The following is a 26,343-nucleotide window of genomic DNA, read 5'->3' as shown; positions in this document are numbered from 1 at the left end:
GAACGGCTGGCATTCGCGCGGGCAGGCCAGTTCCTTGCGAACCGGCGCGGCGGTGCTATCTTTGAAGGCGCGCAAGGCGCCGCACGTCTCCATCCGATGCACCCTCACACAAGGACACATCATGGCGAAGGTACTGGTTCTCTACTATTCGATGTACGGCCACGTCGAAACGATGGCGCAGGCGATAGCCGAAGGCGCAAGCGGCGTCGCGGGCGCGGAAGTCACGGTCAAACGCGTGCCCGAAACGATTCCCGCCGACCAGGCCGCGAAGATCGGCGTGAAGCTCGATCAGCAGGCGAGCGTCGCCACCGTCGACGAACTCGCGGATTACGACGCGATCATCTTCGGCACGCCGACGCGCTTCGGCAACATGGCGGGCCAGATGCGCACCTTTCTCGACCAGACCGGCGGTCTGTGGGTGAAAGGCGCGCTCGTCGGCAAGATCGGCAGCGTGTTTTCATCGACCGCTTCGCAGCATGGCGGACAGGAAACCACGATCACGTCGTTTCATAACACGCTGCTGCATCACGGCATGGTGATCGTCGGCGTGCCGTATGCCTGCGCCGGACTCACGAACATGAGCGAGATTTCAGGCGGCACGCCCTACGGCGCGACGACGATGGCATCCGCCGACGGCAGCCGCCAGCCTACGCAGAACGAACTCGATATCGCGCGCTATCAGGGCAAGCATGTCGCCGAACTGGCGGCGAAGCTCGCCGGATAGCGATCGAAGCTACGCTCACGCTTCGACGTCGAGCTTCACTTCGTAGAGCGACTTGCCGTCCAGGTCGTGCAGCGAGACCGTCATCGCGCGGCTGACGGGATCGATCTTCGCGCGGCCGTAAAACTGTTGCAGCGACGCGGGCGAGCGGTTCTGCGGGTTGTCCTTGGGCACGCTCACGTAGCGCAGTTCCGGACCGAACGTCGTGTCGAGATCGTTGGGTCCGAAGGTGCCCGCGTTGATCGGCCCGCCGACGAATTCCCAGAAAGGCTTGAACTCGGTGAACTTCGCGCGCGACGGATCGTAATGCGTCGCCTGTGCGTAGTGCACGTCGGCCGTGATCCACACGACGTTCCTGATGTCCTCCTGCTTGATGAAGCGCAGGATCTCCGCGAGCTCCAGTTCGCGCCCGAGCGGCGCGCCGTTTTCGGCGTTGGCCCATGCCTCGAACGTGCCCTTCGGCACGTCGGGGTTCGCATCGGGGACGACGAGCGAGATCGGCATGTCGCTCGCGATCACCTTCCACGTCGCGCGCGACGCCTTCAACGACGCCTTCAGCCACGCCGTCTGCTGCGAGCCGAGAAACGCCGAATCCGCATCGAGACGGGTCTGTCTGTTCGGCGAGTTCGCGCCGCGATACGACCGCTCGTCGAGCATGAACACGTCGAGCAGCGGACCGAACTGAAAGCCGCGATACACCTGCTCCGGATCGAGCTGATTGATGCGATACGGGTTGTATTCGAACATCGCCTGCTTCGCGCGCGCTTCGAGCAGATTGATCGAGCGCACCTGATAACGCTTCTCCGCATCGCCGATTCTCTGGCCCGGATACCAGTTGTTGCGCACTTCGTGATCGTCCCATTGCACGAGGAAGGGCACTTCCGCGGCGAAGCGGCGCTTGTTCCTGTCGAGCTGGTTGTAGGCGAATGCCGCGCGGTAGTCGTCGAGCGTCTGCGCGACATGCGACTTGCCTTCGGTGACGATGTTGGTCCACATGGAACCGTCGGGCAGCTTCACTTCCGATTCGATCACGCTGTCCGCGTAAATCTGGTCGCCCTGATGGATGAAGAAGTCCGGCGCTTCGCGGCGCATCGCCTCATAGATGCGATAGCCGCCGAAGCGCTCGTTGATGCCCCAGCCCTGCCCCGCTTCATCGCCGGAGAAGACGAACGTGACCGGCTTGTTCGCATCGAGCGATGCGGTGCGCAGGCGTCCCGTTACCGGCTCGCTATATGCCTTGCCATCGACGAGATCCTGAAAGCGCACGCGATAGAACACGTCGGCGGCAGGCGGCAGGCCGGTCAGATCGACGCGTGCCGTGAAGCCGCTGCTGTCGAGCGCGGCCGGCCCGATGCGACGCTGGAAGGTATCGAAGCGCTCGCTCGTCGAATACTCGACGATCATGCGCGCCGGCCGGTCCGTGCGGCTCCAGACGATGCCGCTCGTCGCCGTGACATCGCCGCTCATCACGCCGCCGGGCAGTTGCGGACGCGACCTGTCCGCGGTGACGACGGCGGGCGCGACGCCTTGCGCGAGGGCATCGGCGAGACCCGCGCCCGTGAGCGCGAGTCCCGTGCCGGAAACGAGACCCTTCAACAAGGTGCGTCGGGACGGCTTGATGATGCGATCCGGCATGGCGAGCTTCCTCTCGGACTTTACGATGGAGTAGTGACGCGCTGCGTCGAATCGACGATGGTAAATCTTAACGGTGTCGCTTTTGTTTCAACGGACGCTGCATGCCCCGCATGATTCGATGCGATCAGCACGCGGCGATTGCTGTAACGGCTCACCGCGTCGGACACGCGCTCTTCCCAGAAGCGCCAGTTCGTCGCCTTCGTGCGGCCGATCACGATGAGATCGGCATCGAACTCGCGCGCCGCCTGCGCGATCACGCGCCCGAGCGTCGTGCGCGCGGGCAGGTCCATCGTCACGCACACGCCGTTGATGCTCGACGCGCGTATCGCCTGAAGCGTGCGCTTCTCGACTCCGCGCGCGAGTTCATCGACATGCACGAGCGCCGCGCCGCAGTCGTACTGCGCGGACGATATCGCCCAGAACGGCGTACGGTCCACCACATGAAGCGCGGTGAGGCGCGCGTTGCATTCGCGGGCCCGCGCGATGCCGAGCGCGAGCGCGGCGTGGCTGTATCCCGGGCCCACTGCGACGAGAATGTGCTTTTGCATGATGTCGTCTCCGTTCGATGGTTCGCGCGCTTCAATGCATGCGCCACGTGCGCTTCACCGCATCGATCACGGCGGCTTCGGTGCAGGTCATCATGCCGTCCGCGACCACCGCCGATTCGCAAAGCGTGAGCACGTCGCGTCTCATGCGCTCGTCGCGCACTTCTTCCGCGAGCTGCTGCACGATGCCTGAATCGACCCGACACGCGTCGTCCCACGTGAGATAGGAGCATCGCGTGAGGTCTTCGCAGACCTCGCGCACCACCTCGTGCAACTCGCCTGCGTGAAGCCCGAGCCGCGCATAGAAGCCGCGCTTTTCGAGCTCTTCGATTTCCGCACTGCCGATATGTCCGTCCGCGATGAGCGACATCACGACGATGCGCGCGGCCGCGCGGGGACTGTCCGATGGGTAGTGACGCATGGCATTTCTCCTCGATGAAACGTCGTCAACGAAAGGCAGTGCGATGGTTTCGATCGGGACCGCGCCGCCTGGATGCTTCGCATCGTAGGCGCGGACAATGAGCATCGAATGATGCGTGCAGTGTGCAGTCGATGTCTGCGCACATCGAACAAACGCCGTTAAAAGCGTTGGCCGGCGCACGACAGTTCACTTTTCTTCGCCAGCTTCCGAACGTTGCCAGAGCCTTGCCGGACAAGGCTCTGACGCGTTTCGCCCAGCGCCTGGCACAGCCGATGCATAAGGCATTGCCGTCGCGTCATGACTGCCTGCCACTGTTTGACGCGACCGGGCCGGCCGCCTCGTGCGCCGGCCCGTTTCTTCCGGCGCCGCGGCTTTCGTCTCGCGAGTTACCGGCGGCACGCGCAGGCGCCAAGGAGACAACCATGAACAATTTCGATGACGCCTTCGAAGCGCTGATCGGCAGCGAAGGCGGTTACTCGTTTCATCCGGCGGACCCGGGCGGCGAAACGATGTGGGGCGTGACGGCACGCGTCGCGCGTGGCTACGGTTATGCCGGCGCGATGAAGGACCTGCCGCTCGAACTCGCGAAGCGCATCGCGAAGCAGAAGTACTGGGATCCGCTGCATCTCGACGAATTCGATCCGCGCGTCGCGTTCCAGATCTTCGATGCGAACTACAACGGCGGTCTCGTCGTGCTGTGGATGCAGAAGGCATCGGGCGCGAAGGAAGACGGCAAGTTCGGCCCCGATACCGTCGATGCCGTGAAAGCCGCCGATCCGATGCGCTTTGTCCTGCGTTTCATCGCATATCGATTGCGCTATCTGAAGGGCCTGCATGCCTGGCCGACGTTCAGCCGCGGCTGGACCGATCGCATGGCGACGAATCTTCTTCTGGGAGCAGCATGATGGACTGGACGAAAGTGGCGGCAACCATCGGCGCGAAGGCGCCTCTTCTGGCGGGTCTCATCGGCGGGCCGGTCGGGCTCGGCGTGAGCACGGCGGCCGCGATCATCTCGCATGCGCTCGGTACGCCGAGCGAGCCGGATGTCGTCGAGACCGCGCTCAACGATCCCGCCGCGCTCGACAAGATCAGTCAGGCGGAGAACGCGAACTCGTTGCAGCTGCAGCAACTGATGGTGGCGGCGGCGCAGGCGCGCCTGTCGTTCGAAGCGGACATGGCGCGCATCGCGGCGGGCGATCGCGCCGATGCGCGCGCAATGGGCATCGCGAACAAGGACTGGGTGCCGAAGGTTCTCGCGATGTGCGTCACGGCCGGCTTCTTCGGCATTCTGCTGTTGATGGCGCTGCGCGCGTTGCCCGAGCCGAACCGCGATCTCGTGAACGTCGTGGTCGGCGCGCTCGGGACCGCATGGATCAGCATCATCGGGTATTACTTCGGGACGTCGGCGGGCTCGATGCGCAAGACCGAACTGCTCGCGCAACCGAGCGTGCCGATCACATCGGAGACCGCCGTCACGTTGCGCGATCCCGCGCCGTCGTCGGCCGGGCGCGATCAGTCCGGCGCGAGCATCGACCATGCACCGCGCACATTCGTGCCGGGCGGACAAGGTCCGATCTTCACGGGCGCGTCCTGAGCTCGTTCGCGTCAGAGTCCGGTGCGCGGATCGTAGGGGCGCGCCGGATGATGCGCGATGTTCTCGAACTGCGGCCGGATCGCATCGCTGAAGGTGGTCTTCTGCTGATTGTTCAGGCTGCCGTAGAACTTGAGCCAGGCTTTCGCCGATTGCTCGGACAAGGGCGCGTCCTGCTGCCGGATCTTCTGGTCCAGCGCGTGCAGCGCGGGGAGATCGAGTATCGGCTGCTTGAGCATCGTCTGGATGCGCGCCTGCATCTGGTCCGCGTTCATGCGCTCCGACGAATGGCTCTCGCGCATCGCGTCGAGCGCGGCCTGCCACTGCACTTCCTGATCGGCGGTGAGGTTCAGTCGATCGTGGAGCGTGCGCACGTCGAACGGCTGCACGCGGGCGGGCGCGGCGTTATCCATCGGCAGTGCCTGAGCGTAGACCGGCGCGGAGCCGAGCCCGAGCGAAAGCGCGGTGACGACGGATAACGCCGAGAGCTTGATAAGCAAGCCGGTGCTGCGTGCCTTGCGCGCGTTCGCCGATGCGTTGAGCTGGGTCATGTCCTTCTCCTTTCCTTTTGTCGATGTGCGGATGTGGTTGACCGGGTGTGTCGCCGCAACCATGGAAAGGAGTGTAGGGAGGGGGAATTAGGTGAAAGTGAGGGCGTTCGTCCGCCGTGCGGCGCTCCCGAAAATCCTCACCTCTGAGCCGTTGACACTCGCCGCAAAGCCTTTGAATACGGGCTTCGGCAGCGTCCAGACCACACGATCCCGAAAACCCTCACCTCAACCTTCAACCCGACGCATCTAGATCACGTTCAACATCGACAACGCCGTCTCCTGCAACGGCTGCAACACGCGAGCGAGCGCGGCCTCGCCCGTTTCCTTTCCGATCGGCATGTTCGCCGACAACGCCGCCACCACTTCACCGTGCCGGTTCTTCATCGGCACTGCGATACCGCGCACGCCCATCTGCAATTGCTGCTCGATCGCGACATAGCCATCGATCCGTGCCTGCCGGATCTTTTCGTAGAGCCTTTCCTTGTTGGTGATCGTGAGCGGCGTGAAGGGCTTGAACTCGGTCGCGTCGAGCCAGCCGCGCACCGCTGTCTCGTTCATGTACGCGAGCATCGCGATGCCGCCCGACATCAGCGCAGCCGGCACGCGTGCGCCGAGCACGAAGCCCGTCGTCATCACGCGCGTCGAACCATTGCGCGCAATGATCACGAGATCCCAGTCATCGAGCACGCTCACGTACACCGATTCGTGAATCAACGCGCTCAACTGCTGCAGGTACGGCTGCACGATACGCGGCAGCCGCGCGGACTCGAAATACGACCAGCCCATGCGCAGCACGCGCGGCGTCAGGTTAAAGAGCTTGCCGTCGGTCTGCACGTAGCCGAGATGCGCGAGCGTCAACAGATAGCGGCGCGCCGCCGTGCGCGTGAGGCCGGTGCGCATCGCGGCTTGCGTGGGCGTCATGCGCGCGTGCTGATCGTCGAAGGCTTCGAGGATCGCGAGGCCCTTCTCCAGACCGGCAATCCAGTCGCGTTTGTCGAGTTCCGGTTTAGTCATGCTGACATGCTTGTTTAGTTATGGATCGCCAAGTGTTTCGGCGCTCAAGCAAAGCCTTTTGCTAGTGCTAACCCCCAAAGTGATCGATTATCGGACACTCGCGTACGATAATCGCGCAAAATTTATCATAAAGCGTTGATCCAAAGGGGTTGCGCTCTTATTCTCCAATCACTTTCAGAGCGACGCGAAATTCGGGTGTTTCAAACGCCCCGCCGCTCGACCAGGTTTCAGGCTCAACTCCATAAACCCATTGTTCGGAGACATCTCTATGGCTAGCCCCAAGGAAGACGCGCACAGCGGACGCCAGGCGAAAAAGGCCACCGCGAGCGGCTGGATCGGCTCGGCGCTGGAGTATTACGACTTCTTCATTTACGCCCAGGCAGCAGCACTCATTTTCCCGCAATTGTTCTTCCCGTCGGGCAATCCGAAGGTGGCGATCATCGCGTCGCTCGCAACGTACGGCGTGGGCTACGTTGCCCGTCCGATCGGCGCATTCGTGCTCGGCCATCTGGGCGACACGCACGGCCGGAAGAACGTGCTGCTCATCTGCATGTTCCTGATGGGTTTCTCGACGATGGCCGTCGGCCTCCTGCCGACGTATCACAGCGTCGGCATGCTGGCTCCGGCGTTGCTCGTCGTGCTGCGTCTGGTTCAGGGCTTCGCGGTGGCGGGTGAAATCTCCGGCGCGAGCTCGATGATTCTGGAGCATGCGCCGTTCGGACGCCGCGGCTACTACGCGAGCTTCACGTTGCAGGGCGTGCAGGCCGGCCAGATTCTCGCCGCCGCCGTGTTCCTGCCGCTCGCCACGTTCATGCCGGAAGACATGTTCAACTCCTGGGGCTGGCGCATTCCGTTCCTGCTGTCGGCGTTCGTGCTGGTCGCGGGCTACATCATCCGGAAGGAAGTGCATGAAACGCCGGCGTTCACGTCCGAAGAGTCGCACGGCGATCTGCCGAAGTCGCCGATCAAGGAAGCGTTCGCCAACAGCACGCCCGACATGATCCGCGTCGTCTGCATGGCGCTGATGAACGTGATTCCCGTCGTCGCGACGATCTTCGGTGCGGCGTATGCGGTGCAGTCTTCGTATGGCATCGGCTTTCACAAGAGCGTGTATCTGTGGATTCCGGTGGTCGGCAACATCGTCGCGGTGCTGGTGATTCCGTTCGTCGGCAACCTGTCGGACAAGATCGGCCGTCGCCCGATGATGATCGGCGGCTCGCTGATCTCGGGCATGCTGGCCTTCGCGTATCTCTATGCGATCAGCATCCACAGCGTCCCGCTCGCGTTCCTGATGTCGCTTCTGATGTGGGGCGTCGTGTATCAAGGCTACAACGCGATCTTCCCGAGCTTCTATCCGGAACTGTTCCCGACCCGCTCGCGTGTTTCGGCGATGGCGATTGCGCAGAACATCGGCACGACGATCACCGCGCTCCTGCCCGCCCTGTTCGCAGCGGTTGCGCCCCCGGGATCGAACAACATCCCGGTGACGGTCGGCGCGATTGCGTTCGGCGTGACGATCATCGCGGCAATCGCGGCTTACTCGGCGCGTGAGACGTATCGCATCCGCCTGAACGATCTGGGCAAGAAGGACGCCGTGCCGATGAGCGAGCAGGAATACGAGCGTCTGCGTGCCGATTCGATTTCCGTGGACAAGGTTGCGAAGGCGCGCCACGCGTAAAGGTGACCGTGTTGGAGTGATTTGCCGGGCCCTTCGGGGCCCGTTTTTTTTTGCGCGCGGCCGGCATTCGCATCTTCACCCCGCATCGCGATAACATGAATGCCCTCTCATCGATGACACAGAGGCATGAATGTCCGCCTTCAACGAACGCATCCTCAACGGCATCAGCGTGTTCGCCGCGATCGTCGATGCGGGCACGTTCGCCGCAGCGGGCGATCGGCTCGGCATGTCGCAGCCCGGCGTGAGCCGTGCGATCGCGCGTCTCGAAGCGCGTCTGAAGATCCGTCTGTTCGATCGCACCACGCGCAGCGTCTCACTCACCGACGACGGCCGGCGCTTCTTCGAACACGTGATGCCGCATCTCGCGGGACTGGAGGAAGCCGCGGCCACCGCGTCGGAGGGCGCGACGGCCGTGCGCGGCCGCCTGCGCGTGAACGTCGATCCGATCTTCTCGCGGCTATTGCTCGGCCCGAAGCTCGATGCGTTCCTGAACGCGCATCCCGACCTGCAACTGGAGCTCATCACGAGCGATCGTCTCGGCGACATCATCGCGGACGGCTTCGATCTCGCCGTGCGCTTCGGCGAGCCGCGCGATTCGAGCCTTATCGCGCGCAAGCTGCTCGATACGCCGGTGCGCACCGTCGCCGCGCCCTCGTACATCAAGCGGCACGGCAAGCCCGCGACGCCGCAGGCGCTCGCCGACGATACGCACACCTGCATCGAGTTTCGCGATCCCGAGACGGCGCGGCCGTTCGCGTGGGAGTTTCATCGCAAGAAGAAGCGCCTGACGGTGCAGACGCGCGGCCGGCTGACGCTCAACGATCCCGGCACGATGCTCAGCACGATTCTCTCGGGCTATGGCATCGCGCAGATTCTGCTGCTCGGCCACGAACACCTGCTCGCCGATGGCAAGCTCGTCGACCTTTTCCCCGACTGGCCCGACGAGCGCTTTCCGCTCTATGCGTTTTATCCGTCGCGGCATCATCCGCCCGCGAAGACGCGCGCGTTTCTCGATCTCGTCATCGCGTTGACGGGCGAAAGTTGAACGAAACGCTTCAACGCAATGCTTTCTCGAACCAGTGATCCGCATAGGGTTCGTCGCTGAACGCGGCGACCTCGACATAACCCGATCGCCGATACAGTCCGACCGCCTCCGCGAGCGCCTTGTTCGTTTCGAGGCGCAGGACTTTCGCGCCGCTCTGCCGTGCGTGCCTTTCGGCTTCTTCGAGCAATCGGCGTCCTGCGCCCAGTCCGCGAGCGTCGGCGCTCACCCACATTCGCTTCAACTCGGCCGGAGCCGCGTTGTGAAACTTGAGAGCGACACAGCCTACCGCCGCGCCGCGAAGCCTCGCCACGATCAGCGCGCCCTGCGGCGCTGTCAGTTCACGCGCGTCGGCTGAGAGGCTGAGTGACGGATCGAAGCCCGCATCGAAGCGCGCGTTCAACTCGGCGAAGTATTGATCGATGCACCATTGCGCATCGACGCTCGTCGGATCTTCGATCTCGAAACGTATCAGCGACGGCAGCAGCAAGCGCTCGACTTCGGCCATCGCCGCGATCAGCCGCTGGCGCTGCGCCTCGTTCAACGGCGCCAGCATGCCGCCCGCGACGGCATCGGAAAGCCGTTCGAGTTCCTCGCGTTCGGCGCGGCCCGCTTTGGTCAGGCTGGCGCGGCGCACCCTGCGGTCTTCGGGACGAGACTCGATCGCGACGAGACCCTGCCGCTCCAGCGCGGCGAGCGTGCGGCTCAGATAGCCCGAGTCGAGGCCGAGGCGCTCGCGCAGCACGCGAAGATCGACGCCCTGAGCCCCGATCTCCCAAACGAGCCGCGACTCGCCCATCGGACGGCCGCGCCCGAGAAAATGATCGTTGAGCGCACCGATGCCCTCGGCAACGGTGCGGTTGAAGCTGCGAATCTGGTTGATGTCGGTCGGGTTCATGTCTCTGACTCTAGTCAGAGAATCGGCCGGCGTCAATCCGAAATCACTTCACAGCGTGACAGGCTTTTCACTGCGCGCGCTTTCGATGATCGCCGCAAGCGTCGCGGCATTGTCGAGGCTCACCTGCGCGTAGTACTCGATCGCGGCGGCGTCGCGCGTCTCGACCATGCGCGCGAAGCTTTCCGCCGCGAAGAGGAAGCCGCTGCCCACATCGGACGCGACCGGCTCGAACGGCACCGAATTCGGAATGCCGCGCCGCACGCGCATCTGGCTCGGCAGATAGCCGTATTGGTCGCCGGCCGTCTGCGCGCTCGTGTGATTGAGATACTCGGTGTCGATCGTGCCCTTCGAGCCGATGATCGTCGCGTAACGATGATTCGCCGCATCCATCGAGCACGAGACCTGCGCGCGACGGCCATCGGCATAGACGAGCGTCGCCATGAGGCTGATGTCGACCTTGCTGTCCGCCCACGTCGCGACCGCATCGACGCGCTGCGGGGCGCTACCCATCACGAGCCGGATGAGGCTCAGCGGATAGCTGCCCGCGTCGAGCAGCGCGCCGCCGCCGAGCTCGGGCTTCATGCGGATATTCGCGCCGGGATTGCCCACCGTGAAGCCGAAGCTCGCCTGAATCGCGCGCACCTCGCCGATCGCGCCTTCGCCGATCAGCGTCATCATCGCGGCGGTCTGCGGCTGGAAGTAATACGGGAACGATTCGAGCAGCATCACGCCGTTGCGATCGGCGGCCTCGAACATGCGCAAGGCTTCGTCGCGATCGAGCGCGAGCGGCTTTTCGCACAGGATGTGCTTGCCGTGATCGGCGGCCTTGATCGCCCATTCGGCATGCAGGCTGTTGGGCAGCGGAATATAGACGGCATCGATATCCGGACTCGCGAGCAGCGCGTCATAGCTGCCGAACCATGTTTCGATGCCGTTCGCTTCCGCGTAGGCTTTCGCGTTATCGTCGCTGCGGCTCGCGACGGCGACGACGCGCACGCGCTCGCTCGGCCTGACATCACGCGCGAATTGCCTGGCGATGTTCGCGGCGCCGAGAATGCCGAGGCGCAGGACGGATGAAGCTTGAGTGGAAGACAAGGCGGGCTCCTTGAGTTTGTACCAAATGGTTCATCCTCGAAAGGTACCACATTCGCCCATGCGTCAGGGCGCGCACCGGTCGGGGCGAACCTTCGTGCCGCGCCGGTCGGCGGGCACATGGCAATTGTCGACGCGTTGCTCGTCGCTCGCCTTGTCGCCCAGGCGCTCTTTCAGGGTCTTGGGCTCGGATGCCGCAGCCGGGGCGGCAGCGGGCGCGGCTGCATCGGCTGCAAGCGCGGTGCCGGTCCACGCGAGACATGCGCACAAGAGGACAAACTTCTTCATGATAGGCCCGGCATGAAGGGAGGAAACGACAAGCTTCGTCGCGCACGAGACATGCGACGCCCCGCTTCTTGCGCTTTCATTCACGCATGCATTCCGCTGACGATATCCTTCGCGTGCGCCGTCGATGCAACCGCGCGCAAGCCGCGCACCCGAACGATCAGCCCGCTCGCATCGTCACGATTCGTGATTTCGAGCGTCGCGTGATGCCGTTGCGCGACGCGCAGCGCGATTGCAAGCCCGAGGCCGCTGCCGTGCCCCGAGGTGCCGACGCAGCGATAGAAGCGGTCGCATACGCGGCCGATCTCGCTCTCCGGAATGCCCGGGCCGGAGTCGAGCACGGTCAGCGCGATGCCTTCCGTTTCGCGCCGCAAGGTCACGTCGACGCGGCCGCCGTGCGGCGTATGGCGGATCGCGTTGTCGAGCAGGTTGTTCACGAGCACGGAGAGCGCCTGCACATCGCCCATCACGGTGAACGCGTCGTGTTCGTCCCGCGCCTGTTCGAGTTCGAGGCCGAGGTCGATCGAGCGGGCTTCGGCCAGCAAGGAGAAATCGCTCACGCGTAGCTCGCACAGCGTGCGCAGGCTCATCGGCGCGATGGCCGCCTCGCGCGCGGCATCTTCCCGCGCCATGCTGAGCAGTTGCTGCGCGAGGTGGATCAGCCGGTTCAGGCGGCCATCGATTTTCGCGAGCGTCGCGGCATCGACCTGAAGCGAGCCGTCGCCGATTGCACCCTGGATTTGCAGCTTGAGCGCCGTGAGCGGCGTGCGCAGCTCGTGCGCGGCGTCCGCGACGAACGTTCGTTGCGCCTGCGACGCGTCGCCCAGGCGCGCGAGCAGGTCATTCAATGCATTGACGAGCGAATGCAGTTCGACGGGCATCGGCTTGTCGAATGCAATGGGTTCGAGCGACTCCGGAGAGCGCGCGGCGAGCGATTCCGACAGCCAGCGCACCGGCGAAAGCCCACGCGCGACGACGAAGAGCACGATCACCACGATCACCGGTATGAGCAAGGTTAGCGGCCAGATCGTGCGCAGCGCGAGCGAGATGGCGAGGTCGTCGCGGATGTAATAAGGCTGGGCCACCTGCACGAAGCGATCCGGCTGCGCGACGCCGAACGCGCGCCAGCGAAAGCCTTCGCGCTCGGCGGATTCGAAGCCGACGCCAAAGCGCGGCAACGCGGGCTCGCGCGGCGAGTGATAAATGAGCCGGCCCGAGCGGTCCCATATGTCGATGACGAGCCTGTCGTCCGAAATGCCGTGCAACTCGTGATCGCGCCCTTGCGCGACGTCGTCGGCGTTGATGTTGTGCGGCAGCGAAAGCGCGACGGTGCGCAGCTCGTAATCGAAGAGCTCGCCCGCTTCCAGCCGCGCCGTGCTGAATATGCCGACGCCCGCGATCAGACACGCGACGCCGAGGCCGCAAATGAGCCATCCGAGCAGCCATCGGCGAATGGATGTCATCCGATCCTCTTCAGGCGATAACCCACGCCGCGCACCGTCACGATTTCCTCCGCGCCGATCTTGCGCCGCAAGCTGTGCACGTGGACTTCGATCGCGTTGCTGCCCACTTCCTCGCCCCAGCCGTACAGCTTCTCTTCCAGCTCCGAGCGGCGAAACACGCGCGACGGCTCTTCGATCAGCGCCTGTAGCAGCGCGAACTCGCGCGGCACGAGATTGAGCGCGACACCGCCCTTGCTCGCTTCGTGCGCGGCGGGATCGAGGGACAGCTCGCCGTGCGAATACACCGGATGCTTGTGACCCGTGCGGCGTCGCAGAAGCGCGCGCACGCGTGCCGCAAGCTCGTCGAGGTCGAAGGGCTTCATCAGGTAGTCGTCCGCGCCGGCGTCGAGGCCGCGGATGCGGTCATCGACGGCATCGCGCGCGGTCAGGATCATCACGGGCGCATTGCCGCCGTTCTTGCGATAAGTACCGAGCACGTCGAGGCCGTCGCGCTTGGGCAGATTCAAATCCAGCAGCACGAGGTCATATACGCCATTGCCGAGCGAAAGCTCCGCGGCCCGGCCGTCCTGCGCCCAGTCCACGGTGTAACTCGCGCGACGCAACGCGGCGAGCACGGTCTCCGCGATCATCTCGTCGTCCTCCACCAATAACAGGCGCATGCGCTTTCTCCAGGCTCGAACAGGGGCTCACCGATTCTCCGGCCTGCATGCTTAAGCGCCACTTAAGCTTTGCGCGCTGCCGCACATGGTGGCCCCGTTATCGGCATTGCGCGCGTCCTGCTTAAGCATTGCATAAGCTTCGTCCCCGCACTATACCGTCGAGCGCGCCGATTCGCGGGCGCGCGGCCCGGAGATGCCGATGCGATCGTCCACTCTTGTTTCCCTGCGTGCGAACACGGTGCTGATCGCGTTGTGCATCGCCGCGTCGGATGCAGCGTGGCTCACGGTCTGCGGCTGCACGGGTCACGTGCATGCGCTTGAAAACACCGCTGTGCGCCTCGCGACGCTCGCGAGCGCGGTGGGCATCGTGCTCGTCGTGCGGCACATCGCGAAGCTCGCATTCGATGCCGCCCGCACGGCACGTCGCATCGCATGGGCCGCCGACAGGCTCGTGATCGACGGAACATCCCCGGGCGACTGGCTGGTGCAGCTTCATGCGGAACTTCATCCCGCCAGCTCCCGGCTAAACGCCGCCGCGCAAGCCTGTCCGCGCGCGGCGGCGTCCTGCAGAGTGCCACGCGGTCGGGCGTGACCTCGGATCTCGCCCGATCCCCTTCACCCGGCCTCTCCGCCGGGTTTTTTTTGCCCACGGCCGTTTCTTAGCGTGGCGATACAAGCCGCTTTCACGCGTATTTCAATGTGCATTCGTTCGCTTATCTAAGCATCTCTTAAGGTTCGCGAAGGCAGGCTTCGGGTTCTCGACACGCATTCGAATCCTTGCGATGTGCAAGGCAACTGTGGAGATCCTCATGCCGTGGTTCATGTGCTGCATCCGGACGCGACGATCATGACGGCGCATTCGGTTCCGTTGTTCGTATGGCTCGTCATCACGCTGTGCTGCGCCGCGACGTGCCACGCGACATTCGCCGCGCTCGTGTTTCCCGGCTTGCGCGGCGCGGCCGGCGCGCGCCGCGGCGACGACACGCCCGGCTCCGTCAGCGTGCTGAAACCGCTGTGCGGCACCGAGCCGCGCCTGTACTCCAACCTCGAAACCTTCTGCACGCAGACGCATCCGTCATATCAACTGCTGTTCGGCGTGGCGAGCGCGTCCGATCCGGCGGCAGGCGTGGTCGAGCGGCTCGCGCGCGCCTTTCCGAAGCTCGACATCGAACTCGTGATCGACGGCACCGCGCACGGCAGCAATCGCAAGGTGGGCAATCTCATCAATCTCGCCGCGCGCGCGAAGCACGATCTCATCGTGATCGCGGACAGCGACATCGCCGTCGAGCCGGACTATCTCGTGCGCGTGACCGGGCCGCTCGCCGATACGAACGTGGGCGTCGTCACCTGCCTGTATCGCGCGCGGCGCGTGGGCGGCTTCTGGTCGCGCATCGGCGCGCTGTTCATCGACGAATGGTTCGCGCCTTCGGTGCACGTGGCCAATGTGCTCGGTCAGAATCGCTTCGGCTTCGGCGCGACGCTCGCGCTCAGACGCGACACGCTCGTGAAAAGCGGCGGCTTCGAGGCCGTGCGCGACTGTCTCGCGGACGATTACTGGCTCGCGGAGCACGTGCGCGCGCTCGGCTTGCGCACGGTGCTGTCCGACGTGGTTGTCACCACCGACGTGATCGAACACGATCTGGCCTCGCTCTGGCGCCGCGAAACGCGCTGGCTGCGCACGATCCGCTCGGTCAATCCGCTTGGCTTCGCGTGCCTGTGCGTCACGTTCACCACGCCCTGGCTTCTGACGAGCGCAATCCTCGGGCTCGGCTTCGAGCACGGCACCGAGACCGCGCAAAGCATCGCGGACACCATCGTCGATCTGAGCACGTCGCTCGGTCTTTCCGCGCGGCTTCTGCTGCACTGGCGCGCCGCACGCTCATGGCGCGCGTTCTGGCGCGATCTCCCGTTCATTCCGTTGCGCGACCTGCTGATGTGGCTGCAATGGCTCGCCGCATCGTTCGGATCGAGCGTCATGTGGCGCGGCGTGCGCATTCCGCTCGACGACGCACGCGAGCGCTACGACGCCAACGCCTCCGACAGTCAATAACCTATTCACCGGACCTCGCATCATGAAGCACACGCTTTTCCTTCAGGCGCCCTCTTTCGACGGCTTCGACGGCGGCGCCGGCTCGCGCTATCAGGCGAAGCGCGAAATCCGTTCGTTCTGGTATCCGACGTGGCTCGCGCAGCCTGCCGCGCTCGTGCCCGGTTCACGCGTGCTCGATGCGCCCGCCGACGGCGTGTCCGTCGAAGCCACGCTCGATATCGCCGCGCAGCACGAACTCGTGATCATCCATACGAGCACGCCTTCGTTTCCCACGGATGCGCTGTTCGCCGAGAAACTGAAGGCGCGCGCGCCGGGCGTCATGATCGGCATGGTGGGCGCGAAGGTGGCCGTCGATGCGCACAACTCGCTCGCCGCGAGCGAAGCGATCGACTTCGTGTGCCGCGAGGAATTCGATTTCACCTGCAAGGAGATCGCCGAGGGCCGCGCATTCGCCGATATCAAGGGACTCAGCTATCGCCTGCCCGATGGCTCGATCGAACACAACGAAGCGCGTCCGATCCTCGAAAACATGGACGAGCTGCCGTTCGTCGCGCCGGTCTACAAGCGCGATCTCAAGATCGATAACTATTTCATCGGCTATCTGAAGCATCCGTATGTGTCGATCTACACCGGACGCGGCTGCCGTTCACGCTGCACGTTTTGCCTGTGGCCGCAGACGGTCGGCGGACATCGCTATCGCGTGCGCTCGGTCGAGAACGTGCTCGCGGAAGTGAAATGGATACGCGACAACATGCCCGAAGTGAAGGAGATCATGTTCGACGACGACACCTTCACCGACTTCAAGCCGCGCGTCGAAGAGATCGCGCGCGGGCTCGGCAAGCTCGGCGTCACATGGTCATGCAACGCGAAGGCGAACGTGCCCTATTCGACGCTCAAAATCATGAAGGAGAACGGCTTGCGGCTTCTGCTCGTGGGCTATGAATCCGGCGACGATCAAATCCTCCTGAACATCAAGAAGGGCCTGCGCACGGATATCGCGCGGCGCTTCGCGGACGATTGCCGCAAGCTCGGCATCAAGGTGCATGGCACGTTCATCCTCGGCTTGCCGGGAGAAACGAAAGAGACGATCGAAAAGACCATTCGATACGCGAAGGAGATCAACCCGCATACGATCCAGGTCTCGCTCGCGGCGCCCTATCCCGGCACGACGCTCTATAACCAGGCGGTGGAGAACGGCTGGCTCGCGGAGAACAAGGTCATCAATCTCGTGAGCAAGGAAGGCGTGCAACTGGCCGCTATCGGTTATCCGCATCTGTCGCGCGAAGAGATCTATCATGATCTCGAACGCTTCTACAAACGCTTCTATTTCCGTCCGTCGAAGATCTGGGAGATCGTGCGCGAGATGCTCACGAGCTGGGAAATGATGACGCGGCGCCTGCGCGAAGGCGTCGAGTTCTTCCGCTTCCTGCGCGCACGCGAGGCATGATGCCGTGCGTGGAATCATCGTCACCGCCGACGACTTCGGGCTCCACGAACGCGTGAACCATGCGGTCGCGCGCGCGCATCGCGAAGGCGTGCTCACGTGCGCGAGCCTGATGGTCGGCGCGAACGCCGCTCACCACGCCGTGAAGATCGCGCGCGATCTGCCGTCGCTGCGTGTCGGCCTGCACCTCGTATTGACCGATGGCGCCGCGACGCTGCCGCGTTGGTCGATCCCGGATCTCGTCGATGCGCGCGGCGCGTTCGAAGGCTCGATGTTCGAGAACGGCGTGCGTTTCTTCTTTTTGCAACGCGTGCGTCGGCAGCTCGCCATCGAGATCTACGCGCAGTTCAAGGCATTCGCCGCGACCGGCCTCGAACTCGATCACGTCAACGTGCACAAGCATTTTCATCTGCATCCGACGATCCTCGCGCTGATCCTCGAAATCGGGCCGCAGTTCGGCATGCGCGCGATGCGCCTGCCGCGCGAGATGCACGGCTCGCTCTTGCTCAGGCCGTGGGTCGCGCTGATGAAAAAGCGGCTCGACGATGCGGGCATCGCTCATAACGACTGGGTCGCGGGAATCGCCGCGACGGGTCGCATGGACGAATCCGCTTTGCTCGCGGCGCTCGCAAAACCGCGCCAAGGCGTGCTCGAAATCTATAGTCATCCCGCGACGGAAGGCGCGCCCTTGACGCCGTCAATGCACGACTATCGTCATGCGGACGAACTGGCCGCCTTGTGCTCGTCGCGCGTCGCGCGCGCCATCGAATCGACAGGCGCGATGCACGGCGGCTTCGCGGATGTGTTCGGACACGCCCACACGCCGGAGCATGCCACGTGACGACCTGGCTCAAACGAGTGGCCTGGTTACGCTGGCCGGCGGCCATCGCGTTGCTGATTGCGCTCGCGTTGCACGAAGGCATCGCGGATGCGTTCACGCTCATCGCGCATACGGGGCCGGTGCTCCTGTGGCTCGTGCCGCTGCACGCACTGCCGTTGCTGCTCGATGCGCGCGCGTGGCAGCTTCTGCTCGACAAGCGTATCGATCTGCTCGCGCTCTGGTGGATCGCGGTCGTGCGCGAAGCTGTCGGACGCCTGCTGCCGGTGCTCGGCATCGGCGGCGAGCTCGCGGGCATCCGGCTCGGCACGCGCTATCTGCCGAATGTGAGTCGCGTGAGCGCATCCGTGATCGTCGAGATGCTCGTGACGATCGCGGTGCAATATGCGCTCGCGATGCTCGGCCTCTTCCTGCTGCGCTTTCATGCGAGCGATTCGGGCGGCGGCATCGACAACGTGATCGGCGCGGGTCTGGTCGCGTCGCTGCCGATCTGCGTGGCGGCGTTCGTCGTCGCGCACAAGGGCGCGCCGTTTTATCGTCTCGAAGCGATGGCTCGGCGCTGGCTCGATCCCGCTCACGCGCTCGCCGCGAAGCTCGACGGCAAACGGCTCGACCATGACATCCGCGCGTTGTTGCATCGCACGCCGCTGCTCGCGCGCGCGTTCGCGTGGCAGTTTGCGGGATACGTGCTCGGCGCGATCGAAGTCTTTGCGGCGTTCGACATGCTCGGCCATCCGGTTTCAATCGCGGGCGCGATCGCGATCGAAACGCTCACGCAGGCTGTGCGCAACGCCGTGTTCATCGCGCCCGCGGGACTCGGCGTACAGGAAGCGACGATCGTCGCGATCGCGTCGGCGTTCGGCGTCGATCGGGAGGCGGCGCTTTCGTTCGCGCTGCTGCGGCGCGTGCGCGAATTCGTGTGGGGCGGCATCGCGCTCGTGCTGCTGCGCGCCGCGGAACCCGAACGCGCGGAGACATTCGCACGCGATCGCGGCTAAAGGTGAGAATGTTCGGGAGCGCGATTTTGCTTGCGAAAGTTGCAATCCGCAACTAAATTAAACGGATGTGGTTGCGCTTCGCAACCGATGGAGACGTCATGGATTTCATCGACACACCCGTTCAATCCCGCGATAAAACCATCCTCGAACTGCGTGAGTTCTCGCGCAAGCTCGTGCGCGAACTGGGCTTCATGCGCAACACGCTCGCGGATAGCGGCCTCGCGCCGTCGGCGGTGCACGCGATCATCGAGATCGGCGCGACGCCCGGCATTCAGGCGCGCGACATCGCACAGACGTTGCGGCTGGACAAGTCCAACGCGAGCCGCCAGATCGCGCGGCTCGAAGCGGCGGGACTCATCACGCGGCAGACGTCGAGCGAGGATGCGCGCTCGTCCGAGCTTTACCTCACTGCGTCGGGTCAGAAGCTGCGCAGAAAGATCGACAAGTTCGCGACCGATCAGGTTTCCGACGCACTGCGCCGCATGGTGCCGGAAGATCAGCAGACGCTCGTGCGCTCGCTCGCGCTCTACGCCGATGCGCTCGCGCACGGTCACGACCACAAGACGCAGCACGCCGCGCATACGCACAGCGCGCGCATCGTCGAGGGATATCGGCCGGGCTGCATCGGCGACGTGGCGGGCCTGCACGCGCGCTTCTATGCGCATCATGCGGGCTTCGGCGTGTTCTTCGAGCGCAGGGTCGCCACCGAGCTGGCCGCGTTCGCCGAAAGCCTGCCCGCGCCAGACAAGGCGTTGTGGCTCGTCATGGACGGCGAGCGCACGCTCGGCTCGCTTGCGATCGACGGCGACGCCGCGACGCGCGTCGCGCATCTGCGCTGGTTCATCATCGACGATGCATTGCGTGGCAGCGGCATGGGCAGGCAGTTGATGGCGCGCGCGATGGAATTCGTCGATGCGCATTACGACGAGACGTATCTCTGGACCTTCAAGAGTCTCGATGCCGCGCGCCACTTGTACGAATCCTTCGGCTTCGCATTGACCGATGAAGCCGAAGGCACGCAATGGGGCACATCGGTGACCGAGCAGCGCTTCACGCGCCGCCCGGTTCTATGATTCATCGGCGCAAGGCGCGCGACGTCGGCCCGAGCCGTTGCGCGAAACGCCGCGCGCATTCGATGCCGAACGGGCTCGGACGCGCGCCGCGATCGTGCACGACATCGAAGCCCATGCGCCATGCCGCGATGCGCTTGCCGTAACAGGTGAGCGTTTCCAGGGACTGCATCACGAAGACGATTTCCGGCAGCGTTTCCGCATACAGCGATTCGGCGTCGTGCTCGCGCCCGTCGGCGAACGCCTGATGAATCGCGACCTGACGATCGTACGCATCCGGCGCGACGATGAGGCCATCACAACCCGCGCGCAGATTGTCGATGAGTTCCTGACCGCCGCGTCCGTTGAACACCGCGAGCGTCTGTTCGAGCGCGCGCAGACGTTCGATGGTCGCGCGGATCGTCACGGCCGGGCCTTCGCCTTTGAGCAAGCGAAAGTTGGGCTGCTCGGCAGCGAGCGCGGCGATCGATTCCGCTGACAGACCGACGCCGAGATATTCCGGCGCGTTCTGAATGCCCGCGTTCGCGCCGGTCCGTTCGAGCACTGACGCGAAAAATTCGTAGTAGAAGGCTTCAGGCTCGCCGCGCATCGATGGCGGCTGAAGGATGAGCCACGACGCGCCGCGTTCGAGCGCGTAGTCAGCGAGCGCGACTTGCGACTCGATGCTGTCGCCGGTGATCGTGACCGCGAGCGGCACGCGGCCCGCGATGTGCGCGGCGCAGTCGTCGATCATCGTGCGCTTTTCGGCATCGGACAGGCGATTCACTTCAGTTGCAAGACCGAGCGTGACGATGGCGGGCGCGCCCGCCGCGATGGCCGCATCGATCTGTCTGCGCGTGGCGTCGCTGTCGAGCCGGTTCAGCGTGTCGAAGTAGGCGTAGAGCACCGGCCACATGCCGGATGGCGGCGTTTGATGATCGGACATCGACGCCTCCGCTCAGTGCGAGTCGCGCGGCACGGGCGCGCCGCTGGAACCGACGAGGAAATCGAGGTCGGCGCCCTGATCCGCCTGCAACACATGCTCCACATACAGGCGGTAATAGCCGCGCTTCGGCAACTCGGGCGCCTGCCACGCGGCGCGGCGCTTCGCCAGTTCTTCGTCGGAGACTTCGAGATTGAGACGGCGCGCCTCGACATCGAGTTCGATCATGTCGCCTGTCTGCACGAGCGCGAGCGGACCGCCCGCCGCCGCTTCCGGCGAGACGTGCAGCACGACCGCGCCGTACGCCGTGCCGCTCATGCGGCCATCGGAAATGCGGACCATGTCGGTGATGCCTTTTTGCAGCACCTTCTTCGGCAGCGGCATATTGCCGACTTCCGCGAATCCCGGATAACCCTTCGGTCCCGCGCCCTTCAACACCATGATGCAGTGCTCGTCGATATCGAGCGAATCGTCGTCGACTTTCGCGTGCAACTCCTCGACGTTCTCGAACACGACCGCGCGCCCGCGATGCTTCAGCAAGGATTGCGTCGCCGCCGATGGCTTGATGACCGCGCCGTTCGGCGCCAGATTGCCCTTCAGCACCGCGATGCCCGCATGCGGCTTGAACGGCTGCTCGAAGCGGGTGATGACCTTCTCGTCGTAGTTCGGCGCGTCACTCACGTTGTCCCACAGCGTGCGGCCGTTCACCGTGAGCGCGTCGCGATGCAGCAAGCCCTGCTCGCCGAGTTGACGCAACACAGCGGGCAAACCGCCCGCGTAGTAGAAGTCTTCCATCAGGTATTCGCCCGATGGTTGCAGGTTCACGAGGCACGGCACGTCGGAGCCGAGCTCCCAGTCTTCGAGCTTCAGTTCCACGCCGATGCGCTTCGCCAGCGCGATCAGATGCACGACCGCATTCGTCGATCCGCCGATGGCCGCGTTCGTGCGGATCGCGTTCTCGAAGGCCTCGCGCGTGAGGATCTTGTCCATCGTGAGATCCTCCTTGACCATGTCGACGATGCGCCGCCCCGCCATATGCGCGAGCACCTGACGGCGCGCATCGACGGCGGGAATCGCGGCGTTGTGCGGCAAGCCGATGCCGAGCGATTCGACCATCGACGCCATCGTGGAAGCGGTGCCCATCGTCATGCAATGGCCGCGCGAGCGGTTCATGCACGACTCCGCTTCGACGAACTCTGCCTGCGTCATCTTGCCCGCGCGCACTTCCTCCGACATCTGCCATACGCCCGTGCCCGAGCCGATCGTGCCGCCGCGAAAACGCCCGTTCAGCATCGGTCCGCCCGATACCGCGAGCGCGGGCAGATTGCACGACGCCGCGCCCATCAGCAACGCGGGCGTGGTCTTGTCGCAGCCGACGAGCAGAATGACGCCATCGATAGGATTGCCGCGAATCGACTCTTCCACATCCATCGACGCGAGATTGCGAAACAGCATGGCCGTGGGCCGCAGATTCGATTCGCCGAGCGACATCACCGGGAATTCGAGCGGCAGGCCGCCCGACTCGCGCACGCCGCGCTTCACGTACTCGGCGAGCTCGCGGAAATGCGCGTTGCAGGGCGTGAGTTCCGACCATGTATTGCAGATGCCGATGACCGGCCGGCCATCGAACTGATCGTGAGGAATGCCCTGATTTTTCATCCACGAACGGTGGATGAAGGCGTCTTTATCGTTGCCGCCGAACCAGCTTTGCGAGCGTAGCTTGCGCATGGACGTCCCCTTTTATCGCGCGTTCTTCATAGTGTGGGATCCAGTGAAAAAAGGCCGCGTGGGCGGCCTTTTCGAAACCCGGATACGTCGAGTTATACACCTCGCATCGCATCCGGCGCGCGATTTCACGATCAGTCGAGCATTTCCTTCGATCTGTCGCGCATGCACGCCACGGCGATCACGGAGAACACGCCGCAGCCGATCACATACCACGCGGGCGCCATTACGCTTTTCGTGATGACGATCAGCGACGTCACGAAAAACTGCGCAAAACCGCCGAAGATCGCGACGCCCAGGCTGTAGACGATCGCCGCGCCCGTCGCCCGTACCGAACGCGGGAACAGTTCGCCGAGCATTGCGCCGGTCGGGCCGACGTTGAGCGAATGCACGATCGAGAGCGCCGTGACGACCGCGAGCAGCGTGCCCGCCGTCGGCGACTTGTTCAGGAGCGCGAAGGCCGGCCAGATCGCGAGCATGAGCACGATGCGCGTCGTCTGCGCGAGCTTGTTGCGGCCGATGCGATCCGACAGATAGCCGCCGATCGGCGCGACGATAAAGAGAATCGCGCCCGATACGCAGCCGGAGAGCATCGCCGTCCAGCCCGGCAGGCCGAGCGTCTTCACGCCGTAGATCGACAGATAGAACACGATGATGAAGTGCGCCGACGTGCCGCCGATCGTGAGACCGAGACCGTTGAGCACCGCGCGGCCATGCTCGCGAAGCACGGTGACAAGCGGCAGCTTCGGCGCTTTCGGCGCGGCTTCGATGCTTTCGCGCGGCGCTTCTTCCATCGTGCGGCGCAGCCACCAGCCGACCGGCACGATCGCGGTGCCGATGATGAACGGCACGCGCCAGCCCCAGCTTTCGAGTTCCGAGGTCGTGAGCGTCGCCGTCAGCGCGACGCCCGTCAACGCGCCCGCGAGCGCCGAGAGTCCCTGACTCGCGAACTGCCACGAAGCGTAGAAGCCGCGACGATTCGACGGCGCCTGTTCGAGCAGAAGCGTCGTCGATGCACCCACTTCACCGCCCGCCGAAAAGCCTTGAATCAGCCGCGCGATCACGAGGATGACCGGCGCGGCGATACCGACCTGCGCGAACGTCGGCGCGGCTGCGATCATCGCGGTGCCGAGCGCCATCAGGCCGAGGGTGAGCAGCATCGCCTTCTTGCGGCCAGCGCGGTCGGCGTACATGCCGATCACGAGGCCGCCCACGGGCCGCGTGAAGAACCCGACGCCGAAGCTCGCCACCGCGAGCAGCAACTGGCCGACTGGATCGTGCACAGGAAAGAACAGCTTGCCGATGACGAGCGCGAAGAACGCGTAGACCGTGAAGTCGTAGAACTCGAGCGCGTTGCCGACGGCGGCCGCCATCACGAGCCGCGTGCGCGCTGCGCGGCTGGTCTGCGTCGATGCATTCGCCGGCGCGCTGGCGATCGTGGGTGCGTTCATGATGTGCTCCGAAGGGTTCAGTCGGCGAGCCAGGCTTCGGCCAGGCGCACCCAGTAGCTCGCACCGACTGCGAGGATGTCGTCGTTGAAATCGTAGGCCGGGTTGTGGACCATGCAGCCGCCCTTCGAGCCGACACCGTTGCCGATCCACGCATACGTGCCCGGACAGGCTTCGAGCATGAACGCGAAATCCTCGCTGCCCATGAGCGGCCGCGCGGCCGGATCGATGCGTTGCGCGCCGAGCATCTTCGTCGCGACATCGGTGGCGAAGGCGGTCGGCCCTTCGTGATTCACGAGCACCGGATAACCGAGTTCGTAATCGATTTCCGCCGTGCAGCCGAATGCGAGCGCCTGCGCGTTCACGAGCGCCGTGATGCGTTCCTGGAGCTGCTTGCGCACGCCCGCGTCGAGCGCGCGCACCGAGAGCTTCATCAGCGCGGTCTCGGGAATCACGTTGCACGCCTCGCCCGCCTGCACGCTGCCGACGGTGACGACGGCGGGCTTTTGCGCATCCACTTCGCGCGCGACGATGCTGTTCAGGCCCAGCATGATCGACGCGACGGCGGGCATCGGATCGCATGCGACATGCGGCATTGCGCCATGACCGCCGACGCCGCGCACCGTGATGTTCACGCGGTCCGACGAGGCCATGCCCGGGCCCGGCGTGAAGAACATGTCGCCCGCGGGCAGGCCGGGCATGTTGTGCAGGCCGAACACGGCATCGCACGGAAACTTTTCGAAGAGGCCGTCTTCGATCATCGCGCGCGCGCCCGCCTCGCCTTCCTCGGCGGGCTGGAATATCACGATCAGCGTGCCCGAGAACTGGCGGCTTTCGGCGAGATAGCGCGCGGCGCACAGAAGCATTGCGGTGTGGCCGTCGTGGCCGCATGCGTGCATCGTGCGCGCGTGCTTGCTGGCGTAAGGCAGGCCGGTCGCTTCCTCGATCGGCAATGCATCCATGTCCGCGCGCAGGCCGATGCGCTTGCCGCCCGCGCCCTCGTTCAACACGCCGACGACGCCCGTCTTGCCGAGCCCGCGATGCACTTCGTAGCCCCATTGCGCGAGCAATCCGGCGACGAGATCGCTCGTTTGCGTTTCTTCATACGCGAGTTCCGGATGCGCATGAATGCGACGACGCACATCGACGAATTCCGATGCTATGGCGGCAATGCCGGGGATGACGGGCTCGACTGACAACATGTAGACACTCCTTGCTCGATGCGTGATCAACGTGATCCAAGCATATAAAGCCGAAAAGCAAACCAAAAGACGGTAAATTTATTGCGTGACTACCATTAGTCGTCGGTGCTAACCCTTAGGTGTCGCTCATGAGCATGAAGATTCATCAGATACGCGCCTTTCTGACGACCGCCGAGCAAGGCAGCATCCGCGCGGCCGCACGCAGCCTGCATCTGTCGCAAGCGGCGCTGACGAAGGCGATCAAGGAACTGGAGCAGGATCTCGGCGTGCCGCTGGTTCTACGCACGGCGCGCGGCGTGCAGTTGACCGCGTTCGGCCAGCAGTTGCGCGTGCGCGCGCATCTGATCGTGAGTGAGATGCGCCGCGCCGAAGACGACATCACGCAGATGAAAAGCGCGGGTTCGGGAAGCGTAAGCGCGGCGATTACGCCGATGGCCGCGCTATCGATACTGCCGCAGGCGTATCGCGCGTTCCGGCGGCAGATGCCGAACGCGCGCGTGAGTTTCATCGAAGGCTTTCCGGGTGTCGCGATGCCGCGTTTGCGCGACGGCACGCTCGACTTCGTCGTCGCGGTGGTCGTGCCCGAGCATCTCGCGCCGGAATTCGATCACATCGAACTGTATGAGAGCCGCTCGGCTATCGTCGGGCGTGCGGATCATCCGTTGCGGCACTGCACGTCGCTGGCGGAGCTATCGGATGCGGAGTGGCTGCTGAACCCGTCGCCGGAAAGCTCGACGCAGGCGCTGCTTCACTCGTATGCCGAGCGCGGTCTGACGGTGCCGAACCGCGTGATCGAGTGCCCGAGCTTCATCATCGCGCATGGCTTGTTGCGCGGGTCGGATGTATTGGCCGCGCTGCCTGCCGCGTTGCTCGAACATTCGTGGGTCAGCGAAGGGCTCGCCATTTTTCCGATCGCGGATCCGTTGCCCGCGGTGTCGGTGAGAGTCGTGACGCGGCGAGATAGTCCGTTGACGCCCGCAGCGACGGTGTTGCTGGAATGCCTGCAACACGCGGCGCGTTCGAAATGACATGCGCCGAACATCTTATAGGG

At 64.4% G+C, this 26,343-nt stretch carries 26 protein-coding genes; 12 read left to right on the top strand and 14 right to left on the bottom strand.

Annotated features, from left to right (window positions below; genetic code table 11):
* Nucleotides 1-121 precede the first annotated feature (121 nt).
* Complete coding sequence (gene wrbA, locus IAG25_RS14340) at nt 122-724, top strand: NAD(P)H:quinone oxidoreductase (protein ID WP_035502888.1); 603 nt, start codon at nt 122-124, stop codon at nt 722-724.
* Nucleotides 725-739: 15 nt separating this feature from the next.
* Here the strand turns inward: wrbA and IAG25_RS14335 are convergent, their stop codons facing one another.
* Genes IAG25_RS14335 through IAG25_RS14325 form a run of 3 tightly spaced genes read right to left on the bottom strand, consistent with a single transcriptional unit; the run spans nt 740 to nt 3,322 of the window.
* Entirely contained in the window at nt 740-2,356 is a 1,617-nt protein-coding gene (locus IAG25_RS14335) for an alkaline phosphatase D family protein (RefSeq protein WP_187605429.1), read from the bottom strand.
* A 20-nt stretch (nt 2,357-2,376) separates the two neighbouring features.
* Nucleotides 2,377-2,904 carry a universal stress protein gene (locus tag IAG25_RS14330; protein ID WP_187605428.1) on the bottom strand — a complete coding sequence of 176 codons (528 nt, stop codon included), beginning with the start codon at nt 2,902-2,904 and terminating at the stop codon, nt 2,377-2,379.
* A 31-nt stretch (nt 2,905-2,935) separates the two neighbouring features.
* Nucleotides 2,936-3,322, bottom strand: coding sequence for a hypothetical protein (locus IAG25_RS14325; RefSeq protein WP_035502822.1), 387 nt, complete (start codon nt 3,320-3,322; stop codon nt 2,936-2,938).
* A gap of 422 nt (nt 3,323-3,744) precedes the next feature.
* Between IAG25_RS14325 and IAG25_RS14320 the strand changes: the two genes are divergently transcribed.
* Nucleotides 3,745-4,227, top strand: a complete 483-nt coding sequence (locus IAG25_RS14320; RefSeq protein ID WP_035502886.1) for a glycoside hydrolase family 108 protein — start codon at nt 3,745-3,747, stop codon at nt 4,225-4,227.
* Nucleotides 4,227-4,916: a hypothetical protein gene (locus IAG25_RS14315; RefSeq protein ID WP_187605626.1), complete on the top strand. Its 690-nt coding sequence runs from the start codon at nt 4,227-4,229 to the stop codon at nt 4,914-4,916. Before IAG25_RS14320 ends, IAG25_RS14315 begins: the two co-directional genes overlap by 1 nt.
* An 11-nt stretch (nt 4,917-4,927) precedes the next feature.
* Here IAG25_RS14315 and IAG25_RS14310 read toward each other — a convergent pair whose 3' ends face one another.
* Entirely contained in the window at nt 4,928-5,464 is a 537-nt protein-coding gene (locus IAG25_RS14310) for a periplasmic heavy metal sensor (protein ID WP_187605427.1), read from the bottom strand.
* 246 nt (nt 5,465-5,710) lie between these two features.
* Nucleotides 5,711-6,478, bottom strand: a complete 768-nt coding sequence (locus IAG25_RS14305; protein WP_035502817.1) for an IclR family transcriptional regulator domain-containing protein — start codon at nt 6,476-6,478, stop codon at nt 5,711-5,713.
* 268 nt (nt 6,479-6,746) lie between these two features.
* Here IAG25_RS14305 and IAG25_RS14300 point away from each other — a divergent pair, with 268 nt between their 5' ends.
* Nucleotides 6,747-8,156, top strand: coding sequence for an MFS transporter (locus tag IAG25_RS14300; protein WP_187605426.1), 1,410 nt, complete (start codon nt 6,747-6,749; stop codon nt 8,154-8,156).
* A 130-nt stretch (nt 8,157-8,286) separates the two neighbouring features.
* Nucleotides 8,287-9,201, top strand: coding sequence for a LysR family transcriptional regulator (locus IAG25_RS14295; RefSeq protein ID WP_187605425.1), 915 nt, complete (start codon nt 8,287-8,289; stop codon nt 9,199-9,201).
* A gap of 10 nt (nt 9,202-9,211) precedes the next feature.
* Here the strand turns inward: IAG25_RS14295 and IAG25_RS14290 are convergent, their stop codons facing one another.
* The 5 genes from IAG25_RS14290 to IAG25_RS14270 all read right to left on the bottom strand — a co-directional run bounded on the left by IAG25_RS14290 (nt 9,212) and on the right by IAG25_RS14270 (nt 13,595).
* On the bottom strand, nt 9,212-10,096 hold the full coding sequence (locus tag IAG25_RS14290; protein ID WP_187605424.1) for a bifunctional helix-turn-helix transcriptional regulator/GNAT family N-acetyltransferase: 885 nt from the start codon (nt 10,094-10,096) through the stop codon (nt 9,212-9,214).
* Between the two features lie 48 nt (nt 10,097-10,144).
* Nucleotides 10,145-11,191, bottom strand: a complete 1,047-nt coding sequence (locus IAG25_RS14285; protein ID WP_187605423.1) for a Gfo/Idh/MocA family protein — start codon at nt 11,189-11,191, stop codon at nt 10,145-10,147.
* Between the two features lie 63 nt (nt 11,192-11,254).
* Complete coding sequence (locus IAG25_RS14280; protein ID WP_187605640.1) at nt 11,255-11,476, bottom strand: hypothetical protein; 222 nt, start codon at nt 11,474-11,476, stop codon at nt 11,255-11,257.
* Between the two features lie 80 nt (nt 11,477-11,556).
* Nucleotides 11,557-12,936: an ATP-binding protein gene (locus tag IAG25_RS14275; RefSeq protein WP_187605422.1), complete on the bottom strand. Its 1,380-nt coding sequence runs from the start codon at nt 12,934-12,936 to the stop codon at nt 11,557-11,559.
* On the bottom strand, nt 12,933-13,595 hold the full coding sequence (locus IAG25_RS14270) for a response regulator (protein WP_035502804.1): 663 nt from the start codon (nt 13,593-13,595) through the stop codon (nt 12,933-12,935). Before IAG25_RS14270 ends, IAG25_RS14275 begins: the two co-directional genes overlap by 4 nt.
* A 199-nt stretch (nt 13,596-13,794) precedes the next feature.
* Between IAG25_RS14270 and IAG25_RS14265 the strand changes: the two genes are divergently transcribed.
* From IAG25_RS14265 to IAG25_RS14240, 6 genes are all read left to right on the top strand, one after another.
* The gene (locus IAG25_RS14265) at nt 13,795-14,187 is read left to right on the top strand and encodes a hypothetical protein (protein ID WP_187605421.1); all 393 of its coding nucleotides are present in this window, start codon (nt 13,795-13,797) and stop codon (nt 14,185-14,187) included.
* 255 nt (nt 14,188-14,442) lie between these two features.
* Complete coding sequence (gene hpnI, locus IAG25_RS14260; RefSeq protein WP_187605625.1) at nt 14,443-15,645, top strand: bacteriohopanetetrol glucosamine biosynthesis glycosyltransferase HpnI; 1,203 nt, start codon at nt 14,443-14,445, stop codon at nt 15,643-15,645.
* A gap of 22 nt (nt 15,646-15,667) precedes the next feature.
* On the top strand, nt 15,668-17,092 hold the full coding sequence (hpnJ, locus tag IAG25_RS14255; protein ID WP_187605420.1) for a hopanoid biosynthesis associated radical SAM protein HpnJ: 1,425 nt from the start codon (nt 15,668-15,670) through the stop codon (nt 17,090-17,092).
* 4 nt (nt 17,093-17,096) lie between these two features.
* A complete protein-coding gene (gene hpnK / locus IAG25_RS14250) occupies nt 17,097-17,930 on the top strand; it encodes a hopanoid biosynthesis-associated protein HpnK (protein ID WP_187605419.1) in 834 nt (277 codons plus the stop codon).
* Nucleotides 17,927-18,925, top strand: coding sequence for a lysylphosphatidylglycerol synthase domain-containing protein (locus IAG25_RS14245; RefSeq protein ID WP_187605418.1), 999 nt, complete (start codon nt 17,927-17,929; stop codon nt 18,923-18,925). The genes hpnK and IAG25_RS14245 overlap by 4 nt, the downstream gene beginning before the upstream one ends.
* 98 nt (nt 18,926-19,023) lie before the next feature.
* On the top strand, nt 19,024-19,998 hold the full coding sequence (locus tag IAG25_RS14240; protein WP_187605417.1) for a bifunctional helix-turn-helix transcriptional regulator/GNAT family N-acetyltransferase: 975 nt from the start codon (nt 19,024-19,026) through the stop codon (nt 19,996-19,998).
* A 1-nt stretch (nt 19,999) separates the two neighbouring features.
* Here IAG25_RS14240 and IAG25_RS14235 read toward each other — a convergent pair whose 3' ends face one another.
* From IAG25_RS14235 to IAG25_RS14220, 4 genes are all read right to left on the bottom strand, one after another.
* Entirely contained in the window at nt 20,000-20,920 is a 921-nt protein-coding gene (locus tag IAG25_RS14235) for a dihydrodipicolinate synthase family protein (protein WP_187605416.1), read from the bottom strand.
* A gap of 12 nt (nt 20,921-20,932) precedes the next feature.
* The gene (locus IAG25_RS14230; RefSeq protein ID WP_187605415.1) at nt 20,933-22,645 is read right to left on the bottom strand and encodes an IlvD/Edd family dehydratase; all 1,713 of its coding nucleotides are present in this window, start codon (nt 22,643-22,645) and stop codon (nt 20,933-20,935) included.
* A gap of 131 nt (nt 22,646-22,776) precedes the next feature.
* A complete protein-coding gene (locus tag IAG25_RS14225; protein ID WP_035502782.1) occupies nt 22,777-24,093 on the bottom strand; it encodes an MFS transporter in 1,317 nt (438 codons plus the stop codon).
* A gap of 17 nt (nt 24,094-24,110) precedes the next feature.
* Nucleotides 24,111-25,292, bottom strand: coding sequence for a M20 aminoacylase family protein (locus tag IAG25_RS14220; protein ID WP_187605414.1), 1,182 nt, complete (start codon nt 25,290-25,292; stop codon nt 24,111-24,113).
* A 134-nt stretch (nt 25,293-25,426) separates the two neighbouring features.
* Between IAG25_RS14220 and IAG25_RS14215 the strand changes: the two genes are divergently transcribed.
* A complete protein-coding gene (locus tag IAG25_RS14215; RefSeq protein ID WP_187605624.1) occupies nt 25,427-26,320 on the top strand; it encodes a LysR substrate-binding domain-containing protein in 894 nt (297 codons plus the stop codon).
* The last annotated feature ends 23 nt before the right edge of the window (nt 26,321-26,343 follow it).

Source organism: Caballeronia sp. EK, from assembly GCF_014384845.1.
GTDB classification, from domain to species: Bacteria; Pseudomonadota; Gammaproteobacteria; order Burkholderiales; family Burkholderiaceae; genus Caballeronia; species Caballeronia jiangsuensis.
Note: the sequence above shows the minus strand (reverse complement) of the source record. Positions and strands in the feature narration are given on the sequence as shown.

What these genes read in the sequence shown, in the direction of transcription:
- wrbA (WP_035502888.1), top strand. Translation starts at nt 122, where the DNA reads ATGGCGAAGGTACTGGTTCTCTACTATTCGATGTACGGCCACGTCGAA.
- IAG25_RS14335 (WP_187605429.1), bottom strand. Translation starts at nt 2,356, where the DNA reads ATGCCGGATCGCATCATCAAGCCGTCCCGACGCACCTTGTTGAAGGGT.
- IAG25_RS14330 (WP_187605428.1), bottom strand. Translation starts at nt 2,904, where the DNA reads ATGCAAAAGCACATTCTCGTCGCAGTGGGCCCGGGATACAGCCACGCC.
- IAG25_RS14325 (WP_035502822.1), bottom strand. Translation starts at nt 3,322, where the DNA reads ATGCGTCACTACCCATCGGACAGTCCCCGCGCGGCCGCGCGCATCGTC.
- IAG25_RS14320 (WP_035502886.1), top strand. Translation starts at nt 3,745, where the DNA reads ATGAACAATTTCGATGACGCCTTCGAAGCGCTGATCGGCAGCGAAGGC.
- IAG25_RS14315 (WP_187605626.1), top strand. Translation starts at nt 4,227, where the DNA reads ATGGACTGGACGAAAGTGGCGGCAACCATCGGCGCGAAGGCGCCTCTT.
- IAG25_RS14310 (WP_187605427.1), bottom strand. Translation starts at nt 5,464, where the DNA reads ATGACCCAGCTCAACGCATCGGCGAACGCGCGCAAGGCACGCAGCACC.
- IAG25_RS14305 (WP_035502817.1), bottom strand. Translation starts at nt 6,478, where the DNA reads ATGACTAAACCGGAACTCGACAAACGCGACTGGATTGCCGGTCTGGAG.
- IAG25_RS14300 (WP_187605426.1), top strand. Translation starts at nt 6,747, where the DNA reads ATGGCTAGCCCCAAGGAAGACGCGCACAGCGGACGCCAGGCGAAAAAG.
- IAG25_RS14295 (WP_187605425.1), top strand. Translation starts at nt 8,287, where the DNA reads ATGTCCGCCTTCAACGAACGCATCCTCAACGGCATCAGCGTGTTCGCC.
- IAG25_RS14290 (WP_187605424.1), bottom strand. Translation starts at nt 10,096, where the DNA reads ATGAACCCGACCGACATCAACCAGATTCGCAGCTTCAACCGCACCGTT.
- IAG25_RS14280 (WP_187605640.1), bottom strand. Translation starts at nt 11,476, where the DNA reads ATGAAGAAGTTTGTCCTCTTGTGCGCATGTCTCGCGTGGACCGGCACC.
- IAG25_RS14275 (WP_187605422.1), bottom strand. Translation starts at nt 12,936, where the DNA reads ATGACATCCATTCGCCGATGGCTGCTCGGATGGCTCATTTGCGGCCTC.
- IAG25_RS14270 (WP_035502804.1), bottom strand. Translation starts at nt 13,595, where the DNA reads ATGCGCCTGTTATTGGTGGAGGACGACGAGATGATCGCGGAGACCGTG.
- IAG25_RS14265 (WP_187605421.1), top strand. Translation starts at nt 13,795, where the DNA reads ATGCGATCGTCCACTCTTGTTTCCCTGCGTGCGAACACGGTGCTGATC.
- hpnI (WP_187605625.1), top strand. Translation starts at nt 14,443, where the DNA reads ATGACGGCGCATTCGGTTCCGTTGTTCGTATGGCTCGTCATCACGCTG.
- hpnJ (WP_187605420.1), top strand. Translation starts at nt 15,668, where the DNA reads ATGAAGCACACGCTTTTCCTTCAGGCGCCCTCTTTCGACGGCTTCGAC.
- IAG25_RS14240 (WP_187605417.1), top strand. Translation starts at nt 19,024, where the DNA reads ATGGATTTCATCGACACACCCGTTCAATCCCGCGATAAAACCATCCTC.
- IAG25_RS14235 (WP_187605416.1), bottom strand. Translation starts at nt 20,920, where the DNA reads ATGTCCGATCATCAAACGCCGCCATCCGGCATGTGGCCGGTGCTCTAC.
- IAG25_RS14230 (WP_187605415.1), bottom strand. Translation starts at nt 22,645, where the DNA reads ATGCGCAAGCTACGCTCGCAAAGCTGGTTCGGCGGCAACGATAAAGAC.
- IAG25_RS14225 (WP_035502782.1), bottom strand. Translation starts at nt 24,093, where the DNA reads ATGAACGCACCCACGATCGCCAGCGCGCCGGCGAATGCATCGACGCAG.
- IAG25_RS14220 (WP_187605414.1), bottom strand. Translation starts at nt 25,292, where the DNA reads ATGTTGTCAGTCGAGCCCGTCATCCCCGGCATTGCCGCCATAGCATCG.
- IAG25_RS14215 (WP_187605624.1), top strand. Translation starts at nt 25,427, where the DNA reads ATGAAGATTCATCAGATACGCGCCTTTCTGACGACCGCCGAGCAAGGC.